21 protein-coding genes, 1 tRNA gene and 1 pseudogene are annotated in these 19467 nt (G+C 65.1%); 8 read left to right on the top strand and 15 right to left on the bottom strand.

Going from position 1 to position 19467, the window contains the following annotated elements; genetic code table 11:
• Both Q1J79_RS04980 and Q1J79_RS04985 read left to right on the top strand, forming a co-directional pair.
• Positions 1–191: pseudogene (locus tag Q1J79_RS04980) on the top strand (ABC transporter ATP-binding protein); the annotation flags it as partial.
• Between the two features lie 104 nt (positions 192–295).
• On the top strand, positions 296–832 hold the full coding sequence (locus Q1J79_RS04985; protein WP_300297355.1) for a PAS domain-containing protein: 537 nt from the start codon (positions 296–298) through the stop codon (positions 830–832).
• Between the two features lie 37 nt (positions 833–869).
• Here Q1J79_RS04985 and Q1J79_RS04990 read toward each other — a convergent pair whose 3' ends face one another.
• Both Q1J79_RS04990 and Q1J79_RS04995 read right to left on the bottom strand, forming a co-directional pair.
• Positions 870–1553, bottom strand: coding sequence for a cold-shock protein (locus tag Q1J79_RS04990; protein ID WP_300297358.1), 684 nt, complete (start codon positions 1551–1553; stop codon positions 870–872).
• A 109-nt stretch (positions 1554–1662) separates the two neighbouring features.
• Positions 1663–2406 (bottom strand): hypothetical protein, encoded by a 744-nt coding sequence (locus Q1J79_RS04995; protein ID WP_300297360.1) that lies wholly within the window; start codon positions 2404–2406, stop codon positions 1663–1665.
• A gap of 119 nt (positions 2407–2525) precedes the next feature.
• Here Q1J79_RS04995 and Q1J79_RS05000 point away from each other — a divergent pair, with 119 nt between their 5' ends.
• The 4 genes from Q1J79_RS05000 (at position 2526) to Q1J79_RS05015 (ending at position 6985) form a co-directional block, all read left to right on the top strand.
• Complete coding sequence (locus Q1J79_RS05000) at positions 2526–3194, top strand: carbon monoxide dehydrogenase subunit G (RefSeq protein WP_300297363.1); 669 nt, start codon at positions 2526–2528, stop codon at positions 3192–3194.
• Positions 3195–3319: 125 nt separating this feature from the next.
• Entirely contained in the window at positions 3320–3790 is a 471-nt protein-coding gene (locus tag Q1J79_RS05005) for a (2Fe-2S)-binding protein (RefSeq protein WP_300297365.1), read from the top strand.
• A 5-nt stretch (positions 3791–3795) separates the two neighbouring features.
• Positions 3796–6168, top strand: coding sequence for a xanthine dehydrogenase family protein molybdopterin-binding subunit (locus tag Q1J79_RS05010; RefSeq protein ID WP_300297367.1), 2373 nt, complete (start codon positions 3796–3798; stop codon positions 6166–6168).
• 19 nt (positions 6169–6187) lie between these two features.
• Complete coding sequence (locus Q1J79_RS05015; RefSeq protein WP_300297369.1) at positions 6188–6985, top strand: xanthine dehydrogenase family protein subunit M; 798 nt, start codon at positions 6188–6190, stop codon at positions 6983–6985.
• Between the two features lie 75 nt (positions 6986–7060).
• Here the strand turns inward: Q1J79_RS05015 and Q1J79_RS05020 are convergent, their stop codons facing one another.
• The 9 genes from Q1J79_RS05020 to Q1J79_RS05060 form a co-directional block, all read right to left on the bottom strand.
• Positions 7061–7732, bottom strand: coding sequence for a hypothetical protein (locus Q1J79_RS05020; RefSeq protein ID WP_300297371.1), 672 nt, complete (start codon positions 7730–7732; stop codon positions 7061–7063).
• Positions 7733–7747: 15 nt separating this feature from the next.
• Entirely contained in the window at positions 7748–8092 is a 345-nt protein-coding gene (locus Q1J79_RS05025; RefSeq protein WP_300297374.1) for a hypothetical protein, read from the bottom strand.
• Between the two features lie 241 nt (positions 8093–8333).
• Positions 8334–8690 (bottom strand): nitrile hydratase accessory protein, encoded by a 357-nt coding sequence (locus Q1J79_RS05030; RefSeq protein ID WP_300297377.1) that lies wholly within the window; start codon positions 8688–8690, stop codon positions 8334–8336.
• Positions 8687–9346 carry a nitrile hydratase subunit beta gene (gene nthB, locus Q1J79_RS05035; RefSeq protein WP_300297379.1) on the bottom strand — a complete coding sequence of 220 codons (660 nt, stop codon included), beginning with the start codon at positions 9344–9346 and terminating at the stop codon, positions 8687–8689. Before nthB ends, Q1J79_RS05030 begins: the two co-directional genes overlap by 4 nt.
• Positions 9343–9999, bottom strand: coding sequence for a nitrile hydratase subunit alpha (nthA, locus tag Q1J79_RS05040; RefSeq protein ID WP_300297382.1), 657 nt, complete (start codon positions 9997–9999; stop codon positions 9343–9345). The genes nthB and nthA overlap by 4 nt, the downstream gene beginning before the upstream one ends.
• A gap of 9 nt (positions 10000–10008) precedes the next feature.
• The gene (locus tag Q1J79_RS05045) at positions 10009–11391 is read right to left on the bottom strand and encodes a HAMP domain-containing sensor histidine kinase (protein ID WP_300297385.1); all 1383 of its coding nucleotides are present in this window, start codon (positions 11389–11391) and stop codon (positions 10009–10011) included.
• Positions 11384–12064, bottom strand: coding sequence for a response regulator transcription factor (locus Q1J79_RS05050; RefSeq protein WP_300297388.1), 681 nt, complete (start codon positions 12062–12064; stop codon positions 11384–11386). The genes Q1J79_RS05045 and Q1J79_RS05050 overlap by 8 nt, the downstream gene beginning before the upstream one ends.
• A gap of 5 nt (positions 12065–12069) precedes the next feature.
• Positions 12070–13548, bottom strand: a complete 1479-nt coding sequence (locus Q1J79_RS05055; protein ID WP_300297390.1) for a DegQ family serine endoprotease — start codon at positions 13546–13548, stop codon at positions 12070–12072.
• A gap of 98 nt (positions 13549–13646) precedes the next feature.
• Positions 13647–15077: a multicopper oxidase family protein gene (locus tag Q1J79_RS05060; protein ID WP_300297392.1), complete on the bottom strand. Its 1431-nt coding sequence runs from the start codon at positions 15075–15077 to the stop codon at positions 13647–13649.
• Between the two features lie 220 nt (positions 15078–15297).
• Between Q1J79_RS05060 and Q1J79_RS05065 the strand changes: the two genes are divergently transcribed.
• Together Q1J79_RS05065 and Q1J79_RS05070 are read left to right on the top strand one after the other, a co-directional pair.
• Entirely contained in the window at positions 15298–16710 is a 1413-nt protein-coding gene (locus Q1J79_RS05065) for an ethylbenzene dehydrogenase-related protein (protein WP_300297394.1), read from the top strand.
• Between the two features lie 11 nt (positions 16711–16721).
• The gene (locus tag Q1J79_RS05070) at positions 16722–17282 is read left to right on the top strand and encodes a hypothetical protein (protein WP_300297396.1); all 561 of its coding nucleotides are present in this window, start codon (positions 16722–16724) and stop codon (positions 17280–17282) included.
• Positions 17283–17348: 66 nt separating this feature from the next.
• Here Q1J79_RS05070 and Q1J79_RS05075 read toward each other — a convergent pair.
• The 4 genes from Q1J79_RS05075 to Q1J79_RS05090 all read right to left on the bottom strand — a co-directional run bounded on the left by Q1J79_RS05075 (position 17349) and on the right by Q1J79_RS05090 (position 19239).
• Positions 17349–17441 (bottom strand) — tRNA-Ser (locus tag Q1J79_RS05075).
• Between the two features lie 72 nt (positions 17442–17513).
• A complete protein-coding gene (locus tag Q1J79_RS05080) occupies positions 17514–18035 on the bottom strand; it encodes a YbaK/EbsC family protein (protein ID WP_300297398.1) in 522 nt (173 codons plus the stop codon).
• Positions 18032–18658 carry a glutathione binding-like protein gene (locus tag Q1J79_RS05085; RefSeq protein ID WP_300297401.1) on the bottom strand — a complete coding sequence of 209 codons (627 nt, stop codon included), beginning with the start codon at positions 18656–18658 and terminating at the stop codon, positions 18032–18034. The genes Q1J79_RS05080 and Q1J79_RS05085 overlap by 4 nt, the downstream gene beginning before the upstream one ends.
• 146 nt (positions 18659–18804) lie before the next feature.
• Positions 18805–19239 (bottom strand): GNAT family N-acetyltransferase, encoded by a 435-nt coding sequence (locus tag Q1J79_RS05090; RefSeq protein ID WP_300297403.1) that lies wholly within the window; start codon positions 19237–19239, stop codon positions 18805–18807.
• Between the last annotated feature and the right edge of the window lie 228 nt (positions 19240–19467).

The following is a 19467-nucleotide window of genomic DNA, read 5'->3' on the forward strand; positions in this document are numbered from 1 at the left end:
TCATCAAGGAGAACAAGACGCTGGACGACGAGCTGAACCGCCGCGCCTGGGCCGCCACCCTGCCGCGCTTCGCCCAGTCGCCGCGCGCGCTGGACAGCCGGCGCTACAGCCGCTTTGCCGATTACCTGGTGAAACAGGGCCTGATCCCGAAAGCCCTGCCGGCAAACGATTATGCGGTGGAGCTGCGCTGATTGAGATCGAGTTGCACCGCCTGCGGATGGATCATCCCTTGCCAGATGCGTTGAAAAGGCCATGCTAATGTATGTTGTGGTCCTGCGGACGGAGGTGATGTCCGGTGCAACGACCAAATTATGCCAAGCTGCACCCGCGGTTTTCCTGGATGCGGGACTATCTGGCACAGGCGGCCGCACCGGGCCGGCTGCCCGGCCGGCAGGATATTGACCCGGCAAAACTGAAGGCGGTCCTGCCGTTCATCAACCTGGTCGATGTCGAACGCGGCCCCGACGGCCTGCGGTTCCGCTTCCGCCTGACCGGCACCCTGCAGACCGAAATCGCCGGCCGCGAGATCAGCGGCCGGTATGTCGAGGATGCCGTGCTGCCCGCATATGCGGATCGCATATGCAACAACATGCGCAAATGCGCCACCACGGGCAAACCGGTCTACGACCGTTTCCCGATGCCGCATCCGGACCGGGATTTCATCGACACCGAGCGGGTCTATTTTCCGCTGGCGCGCGACGGCGAGACCGTCGACATGCTGCTCATCCTCAACGACTACCCGCATGAGGAAGAACAGCCCGACGCCACGAAGCCCGACCGGCCGGACATCGACAAGCCATCGGCGCTGGAATCAAAAACGCCGGCACGGTAACCGTGCCGGCGTTCAGCGTGATACGGCAATCGAACGTTCAGTCCTTGCGGATCTCGGCGACCTGCGGCCCCTTCGGGCCCTGGCCAATGCGCACGCGCACCGAGTCACCCGGCTGCAATTCGTTGATGCCCTCGCGGCGCAGCACTTCCATATGCACGAAGATGTCCTGCTCGCCATCGCCGCGCGACACGAAGCCATAACCCTTCACGGCATTGAACCACTTGACCTTGGCTTCGAAGAAATCGCCCTGGGCGACGACTGACGGGAAGCGCGGTGCACCACGGTCTCCCCCGAAACCGCCGCCACCAAAACCGCCCCGGTCGCCGCCGAAACGGTCGCCACCACCAAAGCGGTCGTTGCCGCCAAAGCGGTCGTTGCCGCCGAAGCGGGGCTGACGTGGCGGACGCGGGCCGCGATCGCCGAAGCCACCGCCCATGCCGCCACCGGCGCCACGGCCGGCCGAAGGCGAGGCCGTGCTGTTGTCGACCGACAGGACGCGGATCGCCTGCATGCCCTTGGGCCGCCGGGCAACCTCAAGCATCACGGTTGCGCCTTCCTCGATGCTTTCGTAACCGGCCTGCCGCAGGCAGGAGAGATGAAGGAACACGTCACCGGAATTGTCGTCTGGACTGACGAACCCAAAACCTTTGACTGCGTTGAACCACTTAACTTTGCCAGAAATCTTGATGATTTCCGCGTCGCCGAAGCCCCCTTGATCCACTCTTCTAATCCTTCAATAGCCGCACTACGCCCCTCAGCGTAACACCATTTTTGGGCGCTGCCAAAACGATTCTAACAAGGCGTGCGGTGGGTTAGCCCCGACTTTGGACTCAGACGCCGGGGCCGTCGACCCGGCGTTTCGGACGCCAGCGGGTGACCGAACGGCCATCGGCGGTGAAGCGGACTTCCTGGCTGTCGGGCGGCGCGGCGCGCAGGTGGCCGGCAGCCTCCTGCACCGATGCGGTGCGCGGCGGCGTCTTGGCCGGCTGGCCCTGCATGGCGCGGGTCAGGGCATGGGAGGAACTGGCCGGCGCGGCAGCGACGGCGCGGCCGCCGGAATGCTGTGCGATTTTCGCCCGCACCGCTTCCTCGAAGGGCGGCAGCTCGGCCTGGCGGTTGGCCATCGGGGTCGCCTGGCTGGTCTTCACGCTGGTCCGGGCGACATGGTTGCGGTGGGTCTCGACATGGATCTCGCTGCCCGGGCCGTTTTCCTGCGCCTTGCGCCAGGCCGGATCGCCGACCACCAGTTTATGCAGGGCCACCGCCGGCAGCATGCCGAAGCGTTTCCAGAAGCCGTCGAGGAAGGCAGCCGTGGTTTCGCTTAAGGATGGCGACCAGGGATTCTCGATGCCGGCCTGGAAGACCAGGTCGAGCGTCGGCTCGATCGGGCCGTCCTCGCCAACCAGGAAAGTGGCCGGCATCAGCTTGGCACCCTCGCGGGCAATGGCATAATGGGCCTGGGCCAGATAGAGCAGCCAGCGCAGCTTGGGCAGCGACATGGCAATACGTTCCGAGGCCGCGCGTTCAAGCAGCCAGAAACTGACATCGATACCGGATCGCGTTGCGGGGACCATGGCCGCCCTATTCCCTCAGCCAGACCTGAACCTAGTTATCGCAAACCTAGGCAGCTAAGCTTAACAGCTCGTGAATCGAATTACCCCGTAAATTTGCCAGCGTATTTTGGAGATTTGCCATGGAACTGACCGGCGAACAGCTGATCCCCGCCCCCCGGCCGCAGGTCTGGGCGGCCCTGTACGACCCCGACATCCTGCGGCAATGCATTGCCGGCTGCGAAACCGTCACCAAGACCTCGGATACCGAGTTCGAGGCCGCGGTCCTGGTCAAGGTCGGCCCGGTGAAGGCCAGGTTCAAGGGCAAGGTGACTTTGTCCGACCTTGACCCGCCAAATGGTTGCACGATCAACGGCGAGGCCCAGGGCGGCGTGGCCGCCGGCTTTGGCAAGGGCAGCGCCAGGGTGCAGCTGGCCGATGCCCAAATGGACGGCGCCCCGGATGGTGCCACGAAACTGACCTACAGCGTGCAGGCCCAGGTCGGCGGCAAGCTGGCCCAGATCGGCGCCCGCCTGATCGACGGCGTCGCCGCCAAGATGGCCGAGGACTTCTTCACCAAGTTCAACCAGATCGTTGCCGCACCGCAAGAAGCGGCCCAGATCGCCGAAACCGCGAAGGATATGGCCATGGCCGAGCCGATCGCCGCCTCGGCCAGCCTGGAGGCCCTGCGGAAAACACCGGCTGCTGCAGCGCAACCGCCAGCAGTCACCGGCGGGATACCAAGCTGGCTGTGGATCGCCGGCCTGATCGTGATCGTATGCGCAGCAACGGTCCTAGTGCTGCGCAGCTGATTCTTTTCAGCCATCACGATGCGCTTCTTCGTTTTGCAACTTGACGCCCTTCGTGCGTTTCGCCCACTCTCTTGTCCGGGTGAGGCGCGCGCTATCTTCAGCTCCGCGCTTGATGGGAGGAAAATATGACCATTTCCGTGACGATGACCGTCAACGGCCAGTCGGTGACGCGCGATGTCGAACCGCGCACCCTGCTCGTTCAGTTCCTGCGTGAAAATCTCGGCATGACCGGCACGCATGTCGGCTGTGATACCAGCCAGTGCGGCGCCTGCGTGGTGCATGTGAATGGCACCAGCGTGAAATCCTGCACCATCCTCGCCGCCCAGGCGCAGGGTGCCAAGGTCACCACCGTCGAGGGCTTGGCCCAGGACGGCAAACTGCATCCGATGCAGGAAGCCTTCCGCGAAAATCACGCCCTGCAATGCGGTTTCTGCACGCCGGGCATGATCATGAGCGCGATCGACCTGGTGCAGCGCAATCCGAACCCGAGCGAAGAGACCGTCCGGCATGAGCTGGAAGGCAATCTCTGTCGCTGCACCGGCTATCACAACATCGTCAAGGCCGTGATGGCCGGGGCGCAGGCAATGCGGGGGTAAGCGTCATGACAAACCAGGGCATTGGTCAATCCGTACGTCGTAAAGAAGATTTCCGCTTCATTACCGGTCAGGGCCATTACACCGACGATATCAATCGCCCTGGCCAGCTTCATGCCGCTTTCCTGCGCTCGCCGCATGCCTTCGCCAAGATCCGCGCCATCCGGCTCGACACGGCGAAGAAGATGCCGGGCGTCGTCGCCATCTATACCGGCCAGGATGTGGCGGCCGACAAGGTCGGTGGCCTGATCTGCGGCTGGACGGTGAAGGACAAGAAGGGCGACCCGCACAAGGCGCCGCGCCATGACATCATCGCCATCGATCATGTGCGCCATGTCGGCGACCAGGTCGCCGTGGTGATCGCCCAGAGCCTGAGCCAGGCCAAGGATGCCGCCGAGGCCATCGAAGTCGATTACGACGTGCTGACGCCGGTGGTCGACGTGGTCACCGCGCTGAAGCCCGGCGCGCCGCAGGTGCATCCCGATGCGCCCGGCAATCTCTGCTATGACTGGGAATTCGGCGACAAGGCCGCCACCGAGGCAGCCTTCGCCAAGGCCGCCCATGTCACCAGGATCGACCTGCTGAACAACCGCCTGTCGCCCAACCCGATGGAGCCACGCAGCGCCATCGGCGAATACGATCCGGGCACCGACACCACCACGGTCTACACCACCTCGCAGAACCCGCATGTGCTGCGGCTGATCCTGTGCGCCTTCGTGTTCGGCCTGCCCGAGCACAAGGTGCGCGTGATCGCGCCCGATGTCGGCGGCGGCTTCGGGTCGAAGATATTCAACTATCCCGAAGAGACCGTCTGCGTCTGGGCGGCGCGCAAGCTGAAGAAGCCGGTGAAATGGACCTCGGACCGCACCGAGGCCTTCCTCACCGACGCCCATGGCCGCGACCATGTCACCCATGCCGAGCTGGCCATCGACAAGGATGGCAAGTTCCTGGCCCTGCGCGTCGACACCAAGGCGAATATGGGCGCCTACTTGTCCACCTTCGCCTCGGCCGTGCCGACCTATCTCTATGCCCTGCTGCTGGCCGGGCAATACACCACGCCGGCGGTCTATGCCGAGGTGAAGGCGGTGTTCACCAACACCACGCCGGTGGATGCCTATCGCGGCGCCGGCCGACCGGAAGCCACCTATGTGGTGGAGCGCATCGTCGAAGCCGCGGCGCGCGAACTGAAGATGGACCCGGTCGAGCTGCGCAAGAAGAACTTCGTGCCGGTTGACGCCTTCCCGTACCAAACGCCGGTGGCCTGCGTGTATGACAGTGGCCAGTATGCCAAGGCGCTGGATGAAGCCTGCAAGGCGGCCGACTATGCCGGCTTCGCCAAGCGCAAGGCGGAGTCCGCCAAGAAGGGCAAGCTGCGCGGCATCGGCTTCTGCGCCTATATCGAGGCCTGCGGCATCGCGCCCTCCAGCGTCGTCGGTTCGCTCGGTGCCGGCGTCGGCCTGTGGGAGTCGGGCCAGATCCGCTTCAACGCCACCGGCAGCGTGTTCGTCTATACCGGCTCGCACAGCCATGGCCAGGGCCATGAGACCACCTTCGCCCAGATCGTCTCCGACAAGCTGGGCGTGCCGATCGAGAATATCGAGGTGGTGCATGGCGACACTGCCCAGGTGCCGATGGGCATGGGCACCTATGGCTCGCGTTCGCTGGCCGTCGGCGGCTCCGCGCTGATGCGCGCGGCCGACAAGATCATCGAGAAGGGCAAGAGGATCGCCGCCCATCTGATGGAAGCCTCGGTCGACGACGTGGTGTTCGACAAGGGTACCTTCTCGGTGAAGGGCACCGACAAGCAGGTGCCGATGGCGCAGGTGGCCTTCACCGCCTATGTGCCGCATAACTACCCGGCCGACCTGGAGCCGGGCCTGGAGGCCAGCGCCTTCTACGATCCGGTCAACTTCACCTTCCCCGCCGGCGTGCACATCGCCGAGGTCGAGATCGACTCCGACACCGGCGTCACCACCGTGGCGAACTGGGTGGCGGTGGACGATTTCGGCAAGGTGATCAACCCGATGATCGTCGAGGGCCAGGTGCATGGCGGCATCGCCCAGGGCATCGGCCAGGCCCTGCTGGAAGGCGTGGTCTACGACAAGGAAAGCGGCCAGTTGCTGACCGCCTCATTCCTCGATTACTGCATGCCGCGCGCCGACAATCTGCCGAGCTACAAGGTCGGCATGATTGAGACGCCCTGCCCGCATAATCCGCTGGGCGTGAAGGGCTGCGGCGAAGCCGGTGCGATTGCCGCCCCGGCGGCGCTGATGAATGCCATCACCGATGCGCTCGGCACCGAGGAGATCACCATGCCGGCGACGCCGCTGAAGGTCTGGAAAGTGATCCAGAGCCGTCACCTGGCCGCCGCCGCGGAATAGAGTTCAGAGGAGAATCCCCATGTATGCGTTCAATTACCACCGCCCGGCCTCGCTGGCTGATGCCGCCAAGCTGCTGGGCAGCGCCACCGACGGCAAGTTCCTGGCCGGCGGCCAGACCCTGCTGCCGACCCTGAAGCAGCGGCTGGCCTCGCCGTCCGATCTTGTCGACCTGAACGGCATCGCCGAACTGAACGGCATCACGGTTTCTGGCGGCAGCGTCACCATCGGCGCCACCACGCGCCATGCCGCCGTGGCGGCTTCGGCCGAGGTGAAGAAGGCGATCCCGGCGCTGGCGGCTTTGGCCGGCGGCATCGGCGACCCGCAGGTGCGCAACATGGGCACCATCGGCGGTTCGCTGGCCAACAACGACCCGGCAGCCGACTATCCCGGCGCCGTGCTCGGCCTGGGCGCCACCATCCACACCAGCAAGCGCAAGATCGCGGCTGATGATTTCTTCACCGGCATGTTCGAGACCGCGCTGGAGGAAGGCGAGATCATCACCAAGGTGGAATTCCCGATCCCGAAGCGCGCCGGCTACGTGAAATTCCCCAACCCGGCCTCGCGCTATGTGATGGTCGGCGCCTTCGTGGCCGAGACGGCGAACGGCGTGCGCGTCGCCATCAACGGCGCCGGCCCCTGCGCCTTCCGCCACAAGGAAATGGAAGCCGCATTGGCCAAATCCTTCTCGGCCGATGCGCTGAAAGGCATCAAGACCGATCCTGGCAGCATGAACAACGACATCCATGCCAGCTCGGAATACCGCGCCCATCTGGTGGGCGTGATCGCCAAACGCGCCGTGCAGGCCGCGCTGGGCTGACCCGCAGGCATCCTGCGAGGACGCGAACGCCGGGCCGCAAGCCCGGCGTTCCGCGTTTCAGCGCTGCGCTTTCGATTATTTGCTGCGGCCCACGGCCTTGCCAGCCCCTGAGCCAGCCCCGCCGGCGGAAGCGCCGCCTGCTGTGGTAACTCCGGCTTGGCCGGTCGCCTTGCCAAGGCCGGTGGAAATCCTCCCGGCGCCATTCCCCGACGCAGTCTGGACTGCGGTTCCGGCATTGCCGCCCGAAGAGGCCGAAGTTACGCCGCCATCGGTCTTGACGGTCTTGTCGCCCTTCCCGCCGGTCGCCGCCACGGTCCGGCCCGAAGCCGTCGTGATCGCAACCTTGTCCTTGCCGCCGCTCGTGCGGACGGCAGGGCCTGCCTCGACCGCCGGCGCGGGAGCGCTGCCGCTTACGGGCACGGCGCCAGGAGGAGGCGCCGTATAATGCCCACTGACGACCTGTCCAAGATTGCGGGCCTGGATCAGACCGTCGGCCTGCATCTGCTTGAAGACATTGCCCCAGCCGGATCCCGTGCCGCTGCCTTTCATGGCGGCGACCTGGTCGAGGCTCATCGGCGTCGGCCCGGTGGCCGTCACGGTCTGGTTCTCGAACAGCGAACGCGCGATCTTCTGCTCTCCGGGCGGAAGATTCTCATAGGCGCCGATGGCTGGATCCGTGGTCTGCGCCATGGCGGGGGATGCAAGAGCCAGAGCCAGGACCGAGACATGCAGGATGCGTCGTTTCATGATGGACCCTCCTCGCTAGATTTTCTTGCGGCCGGCAACCGCGCGCGGCGTATCGAGCGCCTCGGCGGTCTGCAGGATGATCTCGGTCGCCGTGGCGCTGTCCTTGAAGAAGATGTCACCCTTGTTGGCGACGACCCGCATGCGGCTTGCCGTATTGGTAAGCCGCTCGATTTCGATCTCGATGGTGCGCTGGTTCGCTGCCGCGACCAGTTTCCAGCCTTCCGGCGTCTCGGTATCAGACGTGAGCTTCATGCCCATACGGTCCAGCGCCTTTAGCGAAGCGAAACGAACTTCGTTGGCGGAAGCCGTGAATGTCTTGTAGGTGATTCCGGATAGCGTGTGCTCCACGCCGCTGCCCATGGCCACCCCGGCGCCCGCGCCGGCGACCGTGAGGCCGGCAGCCGCGCACCCCCCGAGCAAGCCTGTGACGATTCCAAGCATTGCGAGGCGCCGGGCTATGCTTTGCATTTTTTTGCGTCCGATAGGCTGGCGGCCGGAATTCCCATGAATTCCACCGAATCCAGCGATGCACCGGCATTGTCAGGTCGCGCCGGACGGACGGCGACCGATCATGCTGTGACCAGACGTGATAATTTTGTGATTAGCTTCGGGGAAGCATGATCGGCTGACCGTGCGGCGTGGCCTTGGCCGCGCGGTCCCAGGCCTCGGCGCGCGCCTGCAGCGCAGCATCCGAGGTTGCGCCCTTCGTCACAACGAGCTTTTCCAGCGCGTTCAGCCAGTGGCGGTAATAGGTCTCGCCGGTATCGGGGTCGCCGGCGGCCTGTGCGCGCTTGATCTCGGCGCTCAGGGTCTCGGCCCATTCCGGCCAGGTGAACAGACCCTTCTGGTGCAGCGCCACGGCCATGGCGAAAGCCTGCGCCTCCCACGGCGCACGGAAAACCGGCGCCGCCGTCTCGTCGCAGGGCAGATCGGGCAGCAGCGCCCGCAGATCGCTCATGCCGCCTCCAGGTAACTGTCCCAGGCATCGACCGAGACCGAGAGCGTCGGATCGGCGGCCTCGCCCCAGAGTTCACGCGCCGCGAAGCGCACGGTGTAAAGCCATTGCGGCTGCTCGGCCTCGCCGCGCGCGCTGGCATCGGGAAAAACATGCATGCCATGCAGCAGCTCGACGATGCCGACATGACCGCGCACGTAGCGCGGCAGGCGGGTATGGCCCGCGGGATGCATGTTCTTCGCCCGCACGCGGTCGCCAATCTTGAAGCGCGCCGGCTGGGTGGTTTCGCGTTCGGTCGGGCCGCCTTTCGCCAGCACAGCCGGCACGGCCTCGGCCTTCAGGATGCGCGGCAGCTGTTTCGGCGGCGCCAGCACGCGGCCAGCCTCGATCTCCTCGGCACTGACCAGTCCGCGTTCAGCCATCAGCCTCTCCAGGCCAGCCAGCCAGATCTCGTAATAGCTCTTGGCCAGGTATTGCGGCGGCGGCAGGCTTTCGCGCGCCGAGCGCGACTGGTCGATATTCCATTGCCCTGTCGCGCCCATGGCCAGCGTCATGGCCAGCACACGCTTTTCCCACGCGGCATGGAAGCGGACGTGTTCGGGTTCTGGCTGCACCGGACCGAAGCCCATCATGCCGCCCATGTCGGCCGCGCCGTTCATGGCGAAACCTCGTCGGGATTGCGGGCCAGTCCGGTACCGATCATGCTGTCGCGCGTCACCAGTTTCGCCAGCCTTTCCTCGCTCCAGCCCTCGGTGCCGGGCGGACGCTCGGGGATGACGAGGTAGCGCACTTCCGCGGTGGAATCCCAAAGCTTGATCTGCTTGTCGGCCGGCAGGGTGACGCCGAAGTCTTTCAACACGCCGCGCGGGTCGATCACCGCACGCGAACGGTAGGCCGCCGATTTGTACCAGACCGGCGGCAGGCCCAGCACCGGCCACGGATAGCAGGAGCACAGCGTGCAGACGACCATGTTGTGGGTGTCGGGCGTATTCTCCACCGCCACCATATGCTCACCCTGGCGGCCGGCGTAGCCCAGAGACACGATGGCCGCCGTGGCATCCCGGCGCAGCCAGTCGCGATAGGCCGGATCGCTCCAGGCCTTGGCCACCACCTGGGCGCCGTTATGCGGCCCGACCTTGGTTTCGTAGGTCTCGATCAACACATCCAGCGCGGCCGGGTCGACATAACCCTTTTCGACCAGGATGCTTTCCAGCGCGCGGACGCGCAGCTCCACGTCGCTCAGTTCGCTGCCATGATGGTGGTGATCGTGATGGTGGTGATCGTGATGATGGTCGTGATCATGCTGGTTCATGGCCTGAGCTTAGCAAGCCGGCGCCGGCAATGCCAAGACCGCGCGCAGGCCCCGTGGGGCCTGGTCCGGCTCGTTGTCTTCCAGCCTCAGGCTCCCGCCATGCAGCTTCGCAATTGCAGCAACGAGGCTCAGGCCCAGGCCAACGCCCTCGGCGGCCGGGCGGCTGCGGTCGCCGCGATAAAAGCGTTCGGTGGCCCGGGCGGTTTCCTCGCGCGACATGCCGGGACCGCTGTCGGCCACGGTTATCGCCGCGCCGCCATCGGCCAGCCGCGCGAGGCCGAGCCGGATATGGCCATCGGCCGGCGTGTATTTCACCGCGTTGTCGAGCAGGTTGCCGACCGCCTGGGCCAGCAGGAAGGGATCGCCGTCGACGCTCAGGCCGGGCCCGGTTTCGAGCACGAAATCGATGCCCTTCGCCTCGGCCGCCGGGCCGTAGAGTTCCGCGGCATCGGCCACCAGGGCCGCCAGGTCGACCCTGGCGAAGCCCGCCCGCCGCAGGCCGCTGTCGATCTCGGCCAGCCGCAGCAGGGCGTTGAAGATTCCGATCAGCCGGTCGATGTCGCCGATCGCCGCGGCGATCTCGTCCAGTGTGGTTTCCTGATCGGCAGGCCGGCGCAGCAACGTTTCCAGCCGCGACCGCGTTTCGGCCAGCGGCGTGCGCAGGTCATGGGCGATGGCATTCGAGACATTGCGCACGCCCTCGATCAGCTGCTGGATCTGGTCCAGCATGCGGTTGATGGTATGTACCAGCTGGTCGAATTCGTCATCGCCCGCCCCGGCCGGCACGCGGCGGCCGAGATCGCCCTGCACGATGGCCAGAGCCGTGCGGTTGATGCTTTCGATGCGGCGCTGCACGGCGCGGCGGATCAGCCAGCCGCCCAGCAGGGCCAGGCCAAGCGCCGCCAGTCCGGCCCAGACCAGATTCTGCAGGAACAGGTTGCGGATCGCCACGCGCTCCTGCACGTCGCGGCCGACCAGCAGCTGGAAATTGCCCGGCAGCACCACATGCAGCAGGCGGCTGGCATGCAGTCGGTCGCGATAGACCAGCTCCACCTCGTACCAGCCCGGCGCCGGACCTACTTTGAGCGGCCAGGCATCGACATTGCCGGCCAGAGGCCGCAGGCGCGGATCGGCCAGCAGGTAGATCGCCTTGCCATCGGCATCGGCGGCGACGCGCTCGTTCAGGGTCTGGATGGCGCCGGCCAGGCCGAAATCGCGCAGCCGGTCGCCCACCGCGCGGGTATCGGCGGCGATCACCGCATCGGTCTCGCGGTCGAGATAGCCCGTGGTGTTCCACCACAGCAGGCCAACCAGCAGCAGCGACGAGGCGATGAACAGCGCCGCGTAACCCAGCGCCAGTCGCATCGAGGTCGAGCGCATCACCTTAAGCATCGGCGCTCAGCATGTAGCCGGCGCCGCGCACGGTTTTCAGCAGCGGCTTGTCGCTGTCGGCGTCAAGCTTCTGCCGCAGATTGCTGATATGCACGTCGATCACGTTGGTCTGCGGATCGAAATGGTAGTCCCAGACATTCTCCAGCAGCATTGTGCGGGTCACCACCTGGCCGGCATGGCGCATCAGGTATTCCAGCAGCTTGTATTCGCGCGGCTTGAGCGCAATCGCCCTGCCGCCGCGCGAGGCCTGGCGCTTGAGCAGGTCGAGGCTGAGATCGCCGACCTCGAGCGCGGTCTGCGCCGGCGCCGATTTGCCGCGCCGCGCCAGCGCCAGCAACCGGGCTTCCAGCTCGCCATAGGCAAACGGCTTGGTCAGGTAATCGTCGCCGCCGGCGCGCAGGCCGCGGATGCGTTCATCCACATCGGCCAGCGCGCTCAGGATCAGGATCGGCGTGGCATTGCCGGTGCGGCGCAGCGCCTCGATGATGCCAAGTCCGTCGATGCCGCCGGGCAGCATGCGGTCGAGGATGATCGCGTCGTAGCCTTCCGAGGTCGCCAGGAACAGACCGTCGCGGCCGTTATCGGCATGGTCGACGGTATGCCCGGCTTCGCCCAGTCCCTTGCGCACGAACTGGGCGACCTGCGGATTATCTTCGACAAGCAGAATCTTCATCGTGGTCAGGCAAGTTGCAACGCCAGATAATAGGTGGTGCCGTTGCGCATGACCAGCAGGGTAACGGCCTCCTTCTTCTCCTGCTGCGCGGCCCGAATCTCCTTCGCGGCCTCGGCCGGACTGGCGACCGGATGCCCGGCAATGCCGACGATCACGTCGCCCGGCCGCACGCCGCTTTCCTCGGCCTTGCTGTCCGGAGTCACCTCGGCCACCACCACGCCCTTCGCCGCGCCCTCGATGCCCAGCTTCGAGCGCAGTTCCGGCGTGATCGGCGCCAGGCTCAGGCCAACGCGGCCCTCCTTGCCGGCCTCGTCCAGCGCCGCGGTCTGCTCGGCCGGCTGGCTGCCGACGGTGAGGCTGAGCGTTTTCTCGCGGCCCTCGCGCCAGATCTGCAGCTTCGCCGTATCGCCGGCCTTCAGCCCGGCCACCTGCGTCGCCAGGTCGCGCGGATCGCGGATCGGGCTGCCATTCAGCGCGGTCACCACGTCGCCCTGCTTCAGGCCGGCTTTCGCGGCCGGACCTTCGCCCTGCACGTCGTTGACCAGCACGCCGTTGCTGTCCCTGCGGCCAACCGCTTTCGCCAGGGCCTCGGTCATCGGCTGCATGGTGACGCCGAGCCAGCCACGTTCGACCCTGCCGCTGGCTTTCAGCTGGGCGATCACATTGCCGGCCAGGTTGGACGGCACTGCGAAACCGATGCCGACATTGCCGCCATTGGGCGTGTAGATCGCCGTGGCGATGCCGATCACGCGGCCCGACTGGTCGAACAGCGGCCCACCGGAATTGCCCGGATTGATCGGCGCGTCGATCTGCAGGAAGTTATCGTAAGGACCGTTATTCAGGTTGCGGCCACGCGCCGAAACGATGCCGGCCGAAACGCTGCCGCCAAGGCCAAAGGGATTGCCCACGGCCACCACCCAGTCGCCGATGCGCGCCTTGTCGGAATCGCCGAAGGCCACATAGGGCAGCGGCGTTTTGCTTTCGATCTTCAACAGGGCCAGATCGGTTTTTGCATCGCGGCCCTTCACGGTGGCGGGCAACTCACGCCCGTCCTCCAGAGTCACCACGATCTTGTCGGCGCCATCCACCACGTGGTTGTTGGTCACCACATAGCCGCTGGGGTCGATGATGAAGCCGGAGCCCAGCGCATGCTGCGGTCCACGCTCGCGCTGCTGCTGTTCGCCGAACTGGCGGAAGAATTCCTCGAACGGCGAGCCGGGCGGAAACGGCGATTGCGGCAGGCGATTGGCCTGACGCGAGGGCTTCTCGGTGGTGGCGATGTTCACCACGGCCGGCTTCACCTTTTCGACCAGATCGGCGAAGGAGGGTTTGGCGACCAGCTGCTCCACCGGTGCGGCCGGCAGGGCCGCATCATTCGCAGCGAAGGCACGGGCGGCGAGATAACCGCCGCCGCCCGAGAGGATGGTGCTCGCCAGCAGAATGGCGACGACAGTGCGTTTAAAGGGGGGGCGTTTGGCTTGCATGGGTCTACTCCTGTCAGGGGAAAATCCGTCCCTGCAAGATAGGCAGCTCCGTCCTCACGGCGCCTGAACGCCGGATTAAATAAATTTAATCTTCGCCTTCAGGCCACCCGCAGATAACCCATCATCCCGGTCTCCTGGTGCTCGATGATGTGGCAATGCATCATCCAGTCGCCCGGCTGGCCGGCGACGAAGGCGATGCGCACGCGCTCCTTGGGTCGCACCAGCACGGTATCGGCCCAGTGCGGCGGCAGGTCGCGTTCCGACGAGCCCAGCACCCGGAAGGTATGGCCGTGCAGGTGCATGGGGTGCTGGTGCGGCGTGCCATTGAACAGCTCAATGATATAGCTGCGGCCTGATTTCAGCTCGGCCAGCGGTGGTGGCAACGCACCCTGCCCCGTTCCTTGGCCCATCCCCGGCCAGACCTGGCGGTTGATCGACCAGAACACCTTCTGCGTCAGGCAGATTTCATCGGCGCTGACGCCCATCTGCTTCGCCCAGGCCTGCAAGGCCGGATCGGGATTGCCCGCCAGCAGGGTGAATTCGAGTGTCTGCGCCGCTTTCAGGTCGGGTTGCGGCAAGTCCGCCTCGGGCAGGCGCAGCACGGCCTTGGTGCTGCGCATCGCTTCGCCGGCGGTGACGATCCTCGCCAGCACACGTGGCTTAGTGCTGAAGATATCCTGCAGCAGGATTGCAACGCCGGTTTTTTCCGGCGCGATGAAGGCCACGTCGGCGCGCATGGCCGGCCCAAGCCGCCAGCCCTGCAGCGCGAAGGGCGCGCAGGCATTGCCATCAGTGGCGACGATCACCGCTTTCACGCCCGGCAGATCAAGCTGCGGGATGCGCGTGGAATCCAGATTGAGGATGCGCAGCCGCACCCTTGCCCCGGGCGGCACCATGATGCTGGGCGTCACCATGCCGTTGGCGGTGCGTAAGGCGCCGAAGCTGCCGGCCTTGGCGGCACCGGCATCGGTGAGGAAATCCTCGAAGCCGCCATCATGCTGCACGCGCCAGTCCTTCAGCGCGATCACATGCTCAACGTCGAACAGGCCCTGGTCGCGCGGATCGTCCACCACCAGCACGCCGGCCAGGCCGCGGCCCAGCGCCTCGACGGTGTTGCAATGAGGATGAAAAAAGAAGGTGCCGGGATCGGGCGGCGCGAAGCTGTATTCGAAACTCTCGCCCGGCCGCACCGGCGGCTGGGTGATATAGGGCACGCCATCCATGGCAAAGGGCACGCGCACGCCATGCCAGTGGATCGCGGTATGCTCGGCCAGCTCGTTTTTCAGCGCAGCGGTGAAATTTTCGCCGCGCGCGGCGCGCAGCACGATGGGCAGGGTCTCGTTGCGGCCATCATCGTAAAGCCAGAGATCGGACGGGCCGACGCAGCCCGGCAATGTCTTGGCCACCCGCTTCGCCGTGAGCTGGTAACTGACCGGCAGGGCCGATGCGCCACGCGGCAGCAGGGCGACGGCGACAGCCCCCAGACCGGCCTGCAAGATTCCACGTCGGGTCAGGTTAACAGCAGCCATCAATGAACCTCGGGTGAAGGTCGCGCTGGCGGCGGCTGACGCGATAGGACAAATCGTGAAGACAGCCCATTTTATTAATTCAGGCGACCGGCGCCGTCAAAGCCGCGTGGCCCGACTCGGGGAATACATCAAAATTTGATCTGCATCAAATAAAGGCCGGCCTCGGAAGCCCAGCATCCCCGCACGCAGAATCAGCGCAGCAGAACAGCGGGAGAGAGATATGCAACGGATAAGCCTGTATGCGGCGCTTGTGATATTTCTAGGCGCCCTCGGATTGTCGTGGCTGACTCATGGCAACGGCGTTGTCCGCGATGATCCGAAACATCACATCAGCATTCCAAAGCAGCTGACGGTGCCGCTCGAGGTTTGGGCCGCCTATAACGGTACTGACGTGTTCTTTCGCTACCGCTGGCCGGCCCCCAATGCCGGCATATTCCATGACATGCTGCGCTACACGAATGGCGCCTGGGTGACGCAGGGCGAAGCGGTCCCCGGATCGCAGCCGGAAGGCTTACATGAAGACCGCGTCGCCATGATGATGGACGACGGCAGCGTACCGGAATTCGGGCGCTATGGTGGCTATGTAACGATCGGCAAGAGCCTGACCGGATTCTCTGACGAAGCCAGTAGCCGCGATGTGAAGAACCACCCCTATCTCGGCAAGAAACTGGGCCTGGATGAATCCACAAAGTACCTGCCGGACACCCGCAAGGATCTGTCGGACTGGGCTGCCGTCGTGCCGGAGACCGAGCAGGATCGTCTGCGCGCCGCAGGCTATTTTCTCGATCTCTGGCATTGGCGGGCGCATCGCGGCGCGCCGGTCGGCTATTCCGACGACCAGCTGGTCGGCGTAGCCCGCCTCGGCGATTCCGGACGCGGCGCCTATGCAACGAACTGGGATCGCGAACGCAAACAGCCGCGTTTGATGCTGGATGCCGCAAAGGTCGGCAAGGCGGCCCTGAACTGGGACGACATCACACAGGGCCGCGTAGGTCAGGATGATGTCTATTATCTGCGCGAAGACCAGGCATTGCCGTTCGATCCGAATGCCGGCTGGAAAGAGGGAGACACCATTCCACGCCGCATTCTTCGGTTGCCGCAGGGATCGCGGGCCGATATCAGCATCGCCGGACGCGCCCGCTGGGAGAATGGCTTCTGGGATGTCACCCTGCAGCGCAAGATGGATACCGGCAAACCGCTTGAAGACAAGATCCTGCGCGATGGCGGTGCATACCAGGTGGCCTTCGCCATTCACCGTCAGGCTACCGGTGGCCGCTGGCATTATGTTTCCCTGCCCTACACGGTTGGCTTTGGCCGGCGGGCGGAAATCCAGCCCACGTACTTTCAGGGCGATGCTCCAGATTGGCATCAGACGCCCTTCAGGGCCACGTTGTTCTATCCTGGCCAGGTCAGTTGGCCGCACCTGAACAGCGCAAGCCATGCAGGCGCCGAGAGGATCAAGGCGGGCGTACCGGTGCGCTACCGGCACACCGAGGAGCAGCTTGCCCATTACGGCATCGAGGCTGAATTCGCCGAAGCCATCAAGACGCAATGGCGTCTGACCCTGCTCGCCGGCATTGGCCTGCTCGCCGCTTTCGGCATTGCCCTCAACCTGCTTATCCAGCGCAAGTAAGGATCACGATCATGGATGCCTATCACGTCGTTCTTGTGCATTTCCCGATCGCGCTCTGGATGACCGCCGCCCTCGCCATATTGTGGCGGGCCGCATCCGCTGGGCCGCTGGCGCTGGCGGTTGACCGGGCCCTGGTGCCATTGCTGGCGCTCGGCCTTCTCGCTGGCGTGCTGGCCTTTCTTGTCGGCACGCAGGTATGGCCCTGGGAGACAATCTCTGCCACGCCGCTCGGGCGCAACCATGTCCTGCTGGCGGCATGGACCACCGCCTATTGGGCATTGCTACTGGTAACCCGCTGGCTCAAGGGCGATGCGGTCTGGGAAGGCTTCACGCGCTGGATCATGGCGGGCCTGGCCCTGGTCGGCAGCATTCTGCTCGGCATCACCGGCACGCTGGGCGGCCATCTCGTCGGGATTCACACCCATGTCTCCGATGCCCTGCGCATGCTCGGCTGGGAGGTATTCACGACCTTCTACGTCCCGACCCCAACCCTCATGGCCATCGGCGGCGCGGCCATTGCCCTGATCGCCCTGGGACTGGTCGGGCGGAGCCGGGCCAGGCGCGGGACCTGAGAGGCAGCGGGAGGCGTATATCGTCTCCCGCTAATTCCTGACTCGATCTGGAATGTGGAAAGGAAATGGCGGAGGGGGCGGGATTCGAACCCGCGGTACGACTTGACATCGTACGGTGATTTAGCAAACCACTGCCTTCAGCCACTCGGCCACCCCTCCGCACGCGAGTGGGTATTCACACAGTGTATGCGGGGCCTCTTCTAAGGCTCGGGGACTGGCCTGTCAACGATCCTAAGCCGCTGAAATGGCAGCCGGCTTGCCGCCGGTCCAGGCCACCAACTCGCTGTAGGACAACGGGAAAACGGCATGCGGATGGCCGGCGGCCGCATGCAGCAGCGGGAAACGCTGCAGGCTGTCGTCGATCACGATCGGAAGGGCTTCCACATGGCCCAGCGGGGCCACGCCGCCGATGGCAAAACCGGTGGCCCGGCGCACCAAAGCGGCATCGGCCCGGCCTGGCGGAGCATCCAGACCCAGCGCGCGGCCAAGCGCGGCGACATCGCATTGCCGGTCGCCCGCCACCAGCGCCATCACAGGGCGCTTTTCTCCCTCCTGGCTTTCATGGGCAAACACCAGCGACTTTACGATGGCGCCGACCGCGCAACCCAGCCCGGCCGCCGCCTCGGCCGCCGTGCGCGCCGCGCCGTCCAGCACGATGATGCGGCCATGCGCGCCATGCCCGGCCAGCGCCGCCTGCACGCGCTGCACCGAGGCGCTGGCCAGAACGGCCGCGCTTTCGGCCGTCTCGCTCATGGCACCTCGAAGCCGCGCTGCACGCCCGGGCGCGCCATCAGCAGGTCGTACCAGCGCTTCACGTTCGGATAGGTCGCCAGGTCGATCAGGTGCCATTCATGGCGCGCCGCCCAGGGCAGGGTCGCCATGTCGGCAATCGAGTATTCCCTGCCGGCGAGGAACTCGTTTTTCGCCAGATGGCCGTCCAGCACCTTGTAGAGCCGCTGCGTCTCGGTGGTGAAACGGTCGATGGCGTAAGGCACCTTCTCCTTGGCGAAACGCACGAAATGATGCGTCTGGCCCAGCATGGGGCCGAAGCCGCCCATCTGCCACATCAGCCACTGGATCGCCTGCATGCGCGACGGCGCGTCCTTAGGGAGAAACTGGCCGCTCTTTTCGGCAAGATAAATCAGGATCGCGCCGGACTCGAACACGCTATAGGGCTTGGTGCCGTAGGCTGCCGGCGGCTCGTGGTCGACGATGGCGGGAATCTTGTTGTTCGGATTCACCTTGAGGAAATCGGGATCGAACTGCTCGTCCTTGGTGATGTTGACCGGGAAGGCCTGATACTTCAGGCCGCTTTCCTCCAGCATCACGGAGACCTTGCGGCCGTTCGGCGTGCCCCAGGTGTAGAAGTCAATCACAGCGGAAGTCCTTGTTCTTGGTTCTTGGTTCTTCGACATTCGTCATGCCACGGCTTGGCCGTGGCATCCATGAGTTATGTTTCAAAAAAAACTCGTGGATGCTCGGGCCAAGCCCGAGCATGACATTTTCTATAACTTTTACGGCCTCATAGCTTCTTGAGGAAATGGAAGCTGGAAATGCTGTAGCGCTGGCGGAAATAGAAGCGGTGCGCTTCCGCGCGATGCGTGCCGGAATCGAGGTCCACCACCTTGCGGCCCTCGTCCTTGGCGATGCCTTCCACCCAGTCGAGCAGCAGCGCGCCATAACCACGCGAGCGGCCGGTGGCGGTGGTGACGAGATCATCCACATAGATCAGCGGGCCATGCACCAGCCGCTCCTGCCGGCGGAAGCCGATGCAGGCCGCCGGCACGCCGTTGCCGTCGGCGGCATAGGCCAGCACAAAGCCTTCGCCGTGCTGGCGCTTCACCCGCGCCACCAGCTCGGCGGCATCCTTCAGATGCGGCCGCAGCTCATGCATCACCGGGAAACAGGCGGCGATCTTTTCGTCGGTATCGGCGATTTCGACTTTGGCGTTCTGCATGGCTCCTCGCTTCTCCTGCATCATCGTCATGCCCAGCCTTGTGCCGGGCATGACGATTGTTTTGGTGCGCCTACCCCTTCACAACACTGGCGGTCTGGCCAAACAGCACCTTCTTGGCTTCCTCGGTCATCACCGGAACGCCCTGGTTGATCGCCTTGCCCTTCTCGTAGGCCACCTTGGTGGCCGGGCGCGCCCAGATGCTGTCGAACCAGCGCTTGAGATTGGGGA

The sequence above is a fragment of the Ferrovibrio sp. genome (assembly GCF_029255545.1).
GTDB lineage: Bacteria > Pseudomonadota > Alphaproteobacteria > Ferrovibrionales > Ferrovibrionaceae > Ferrovibrio.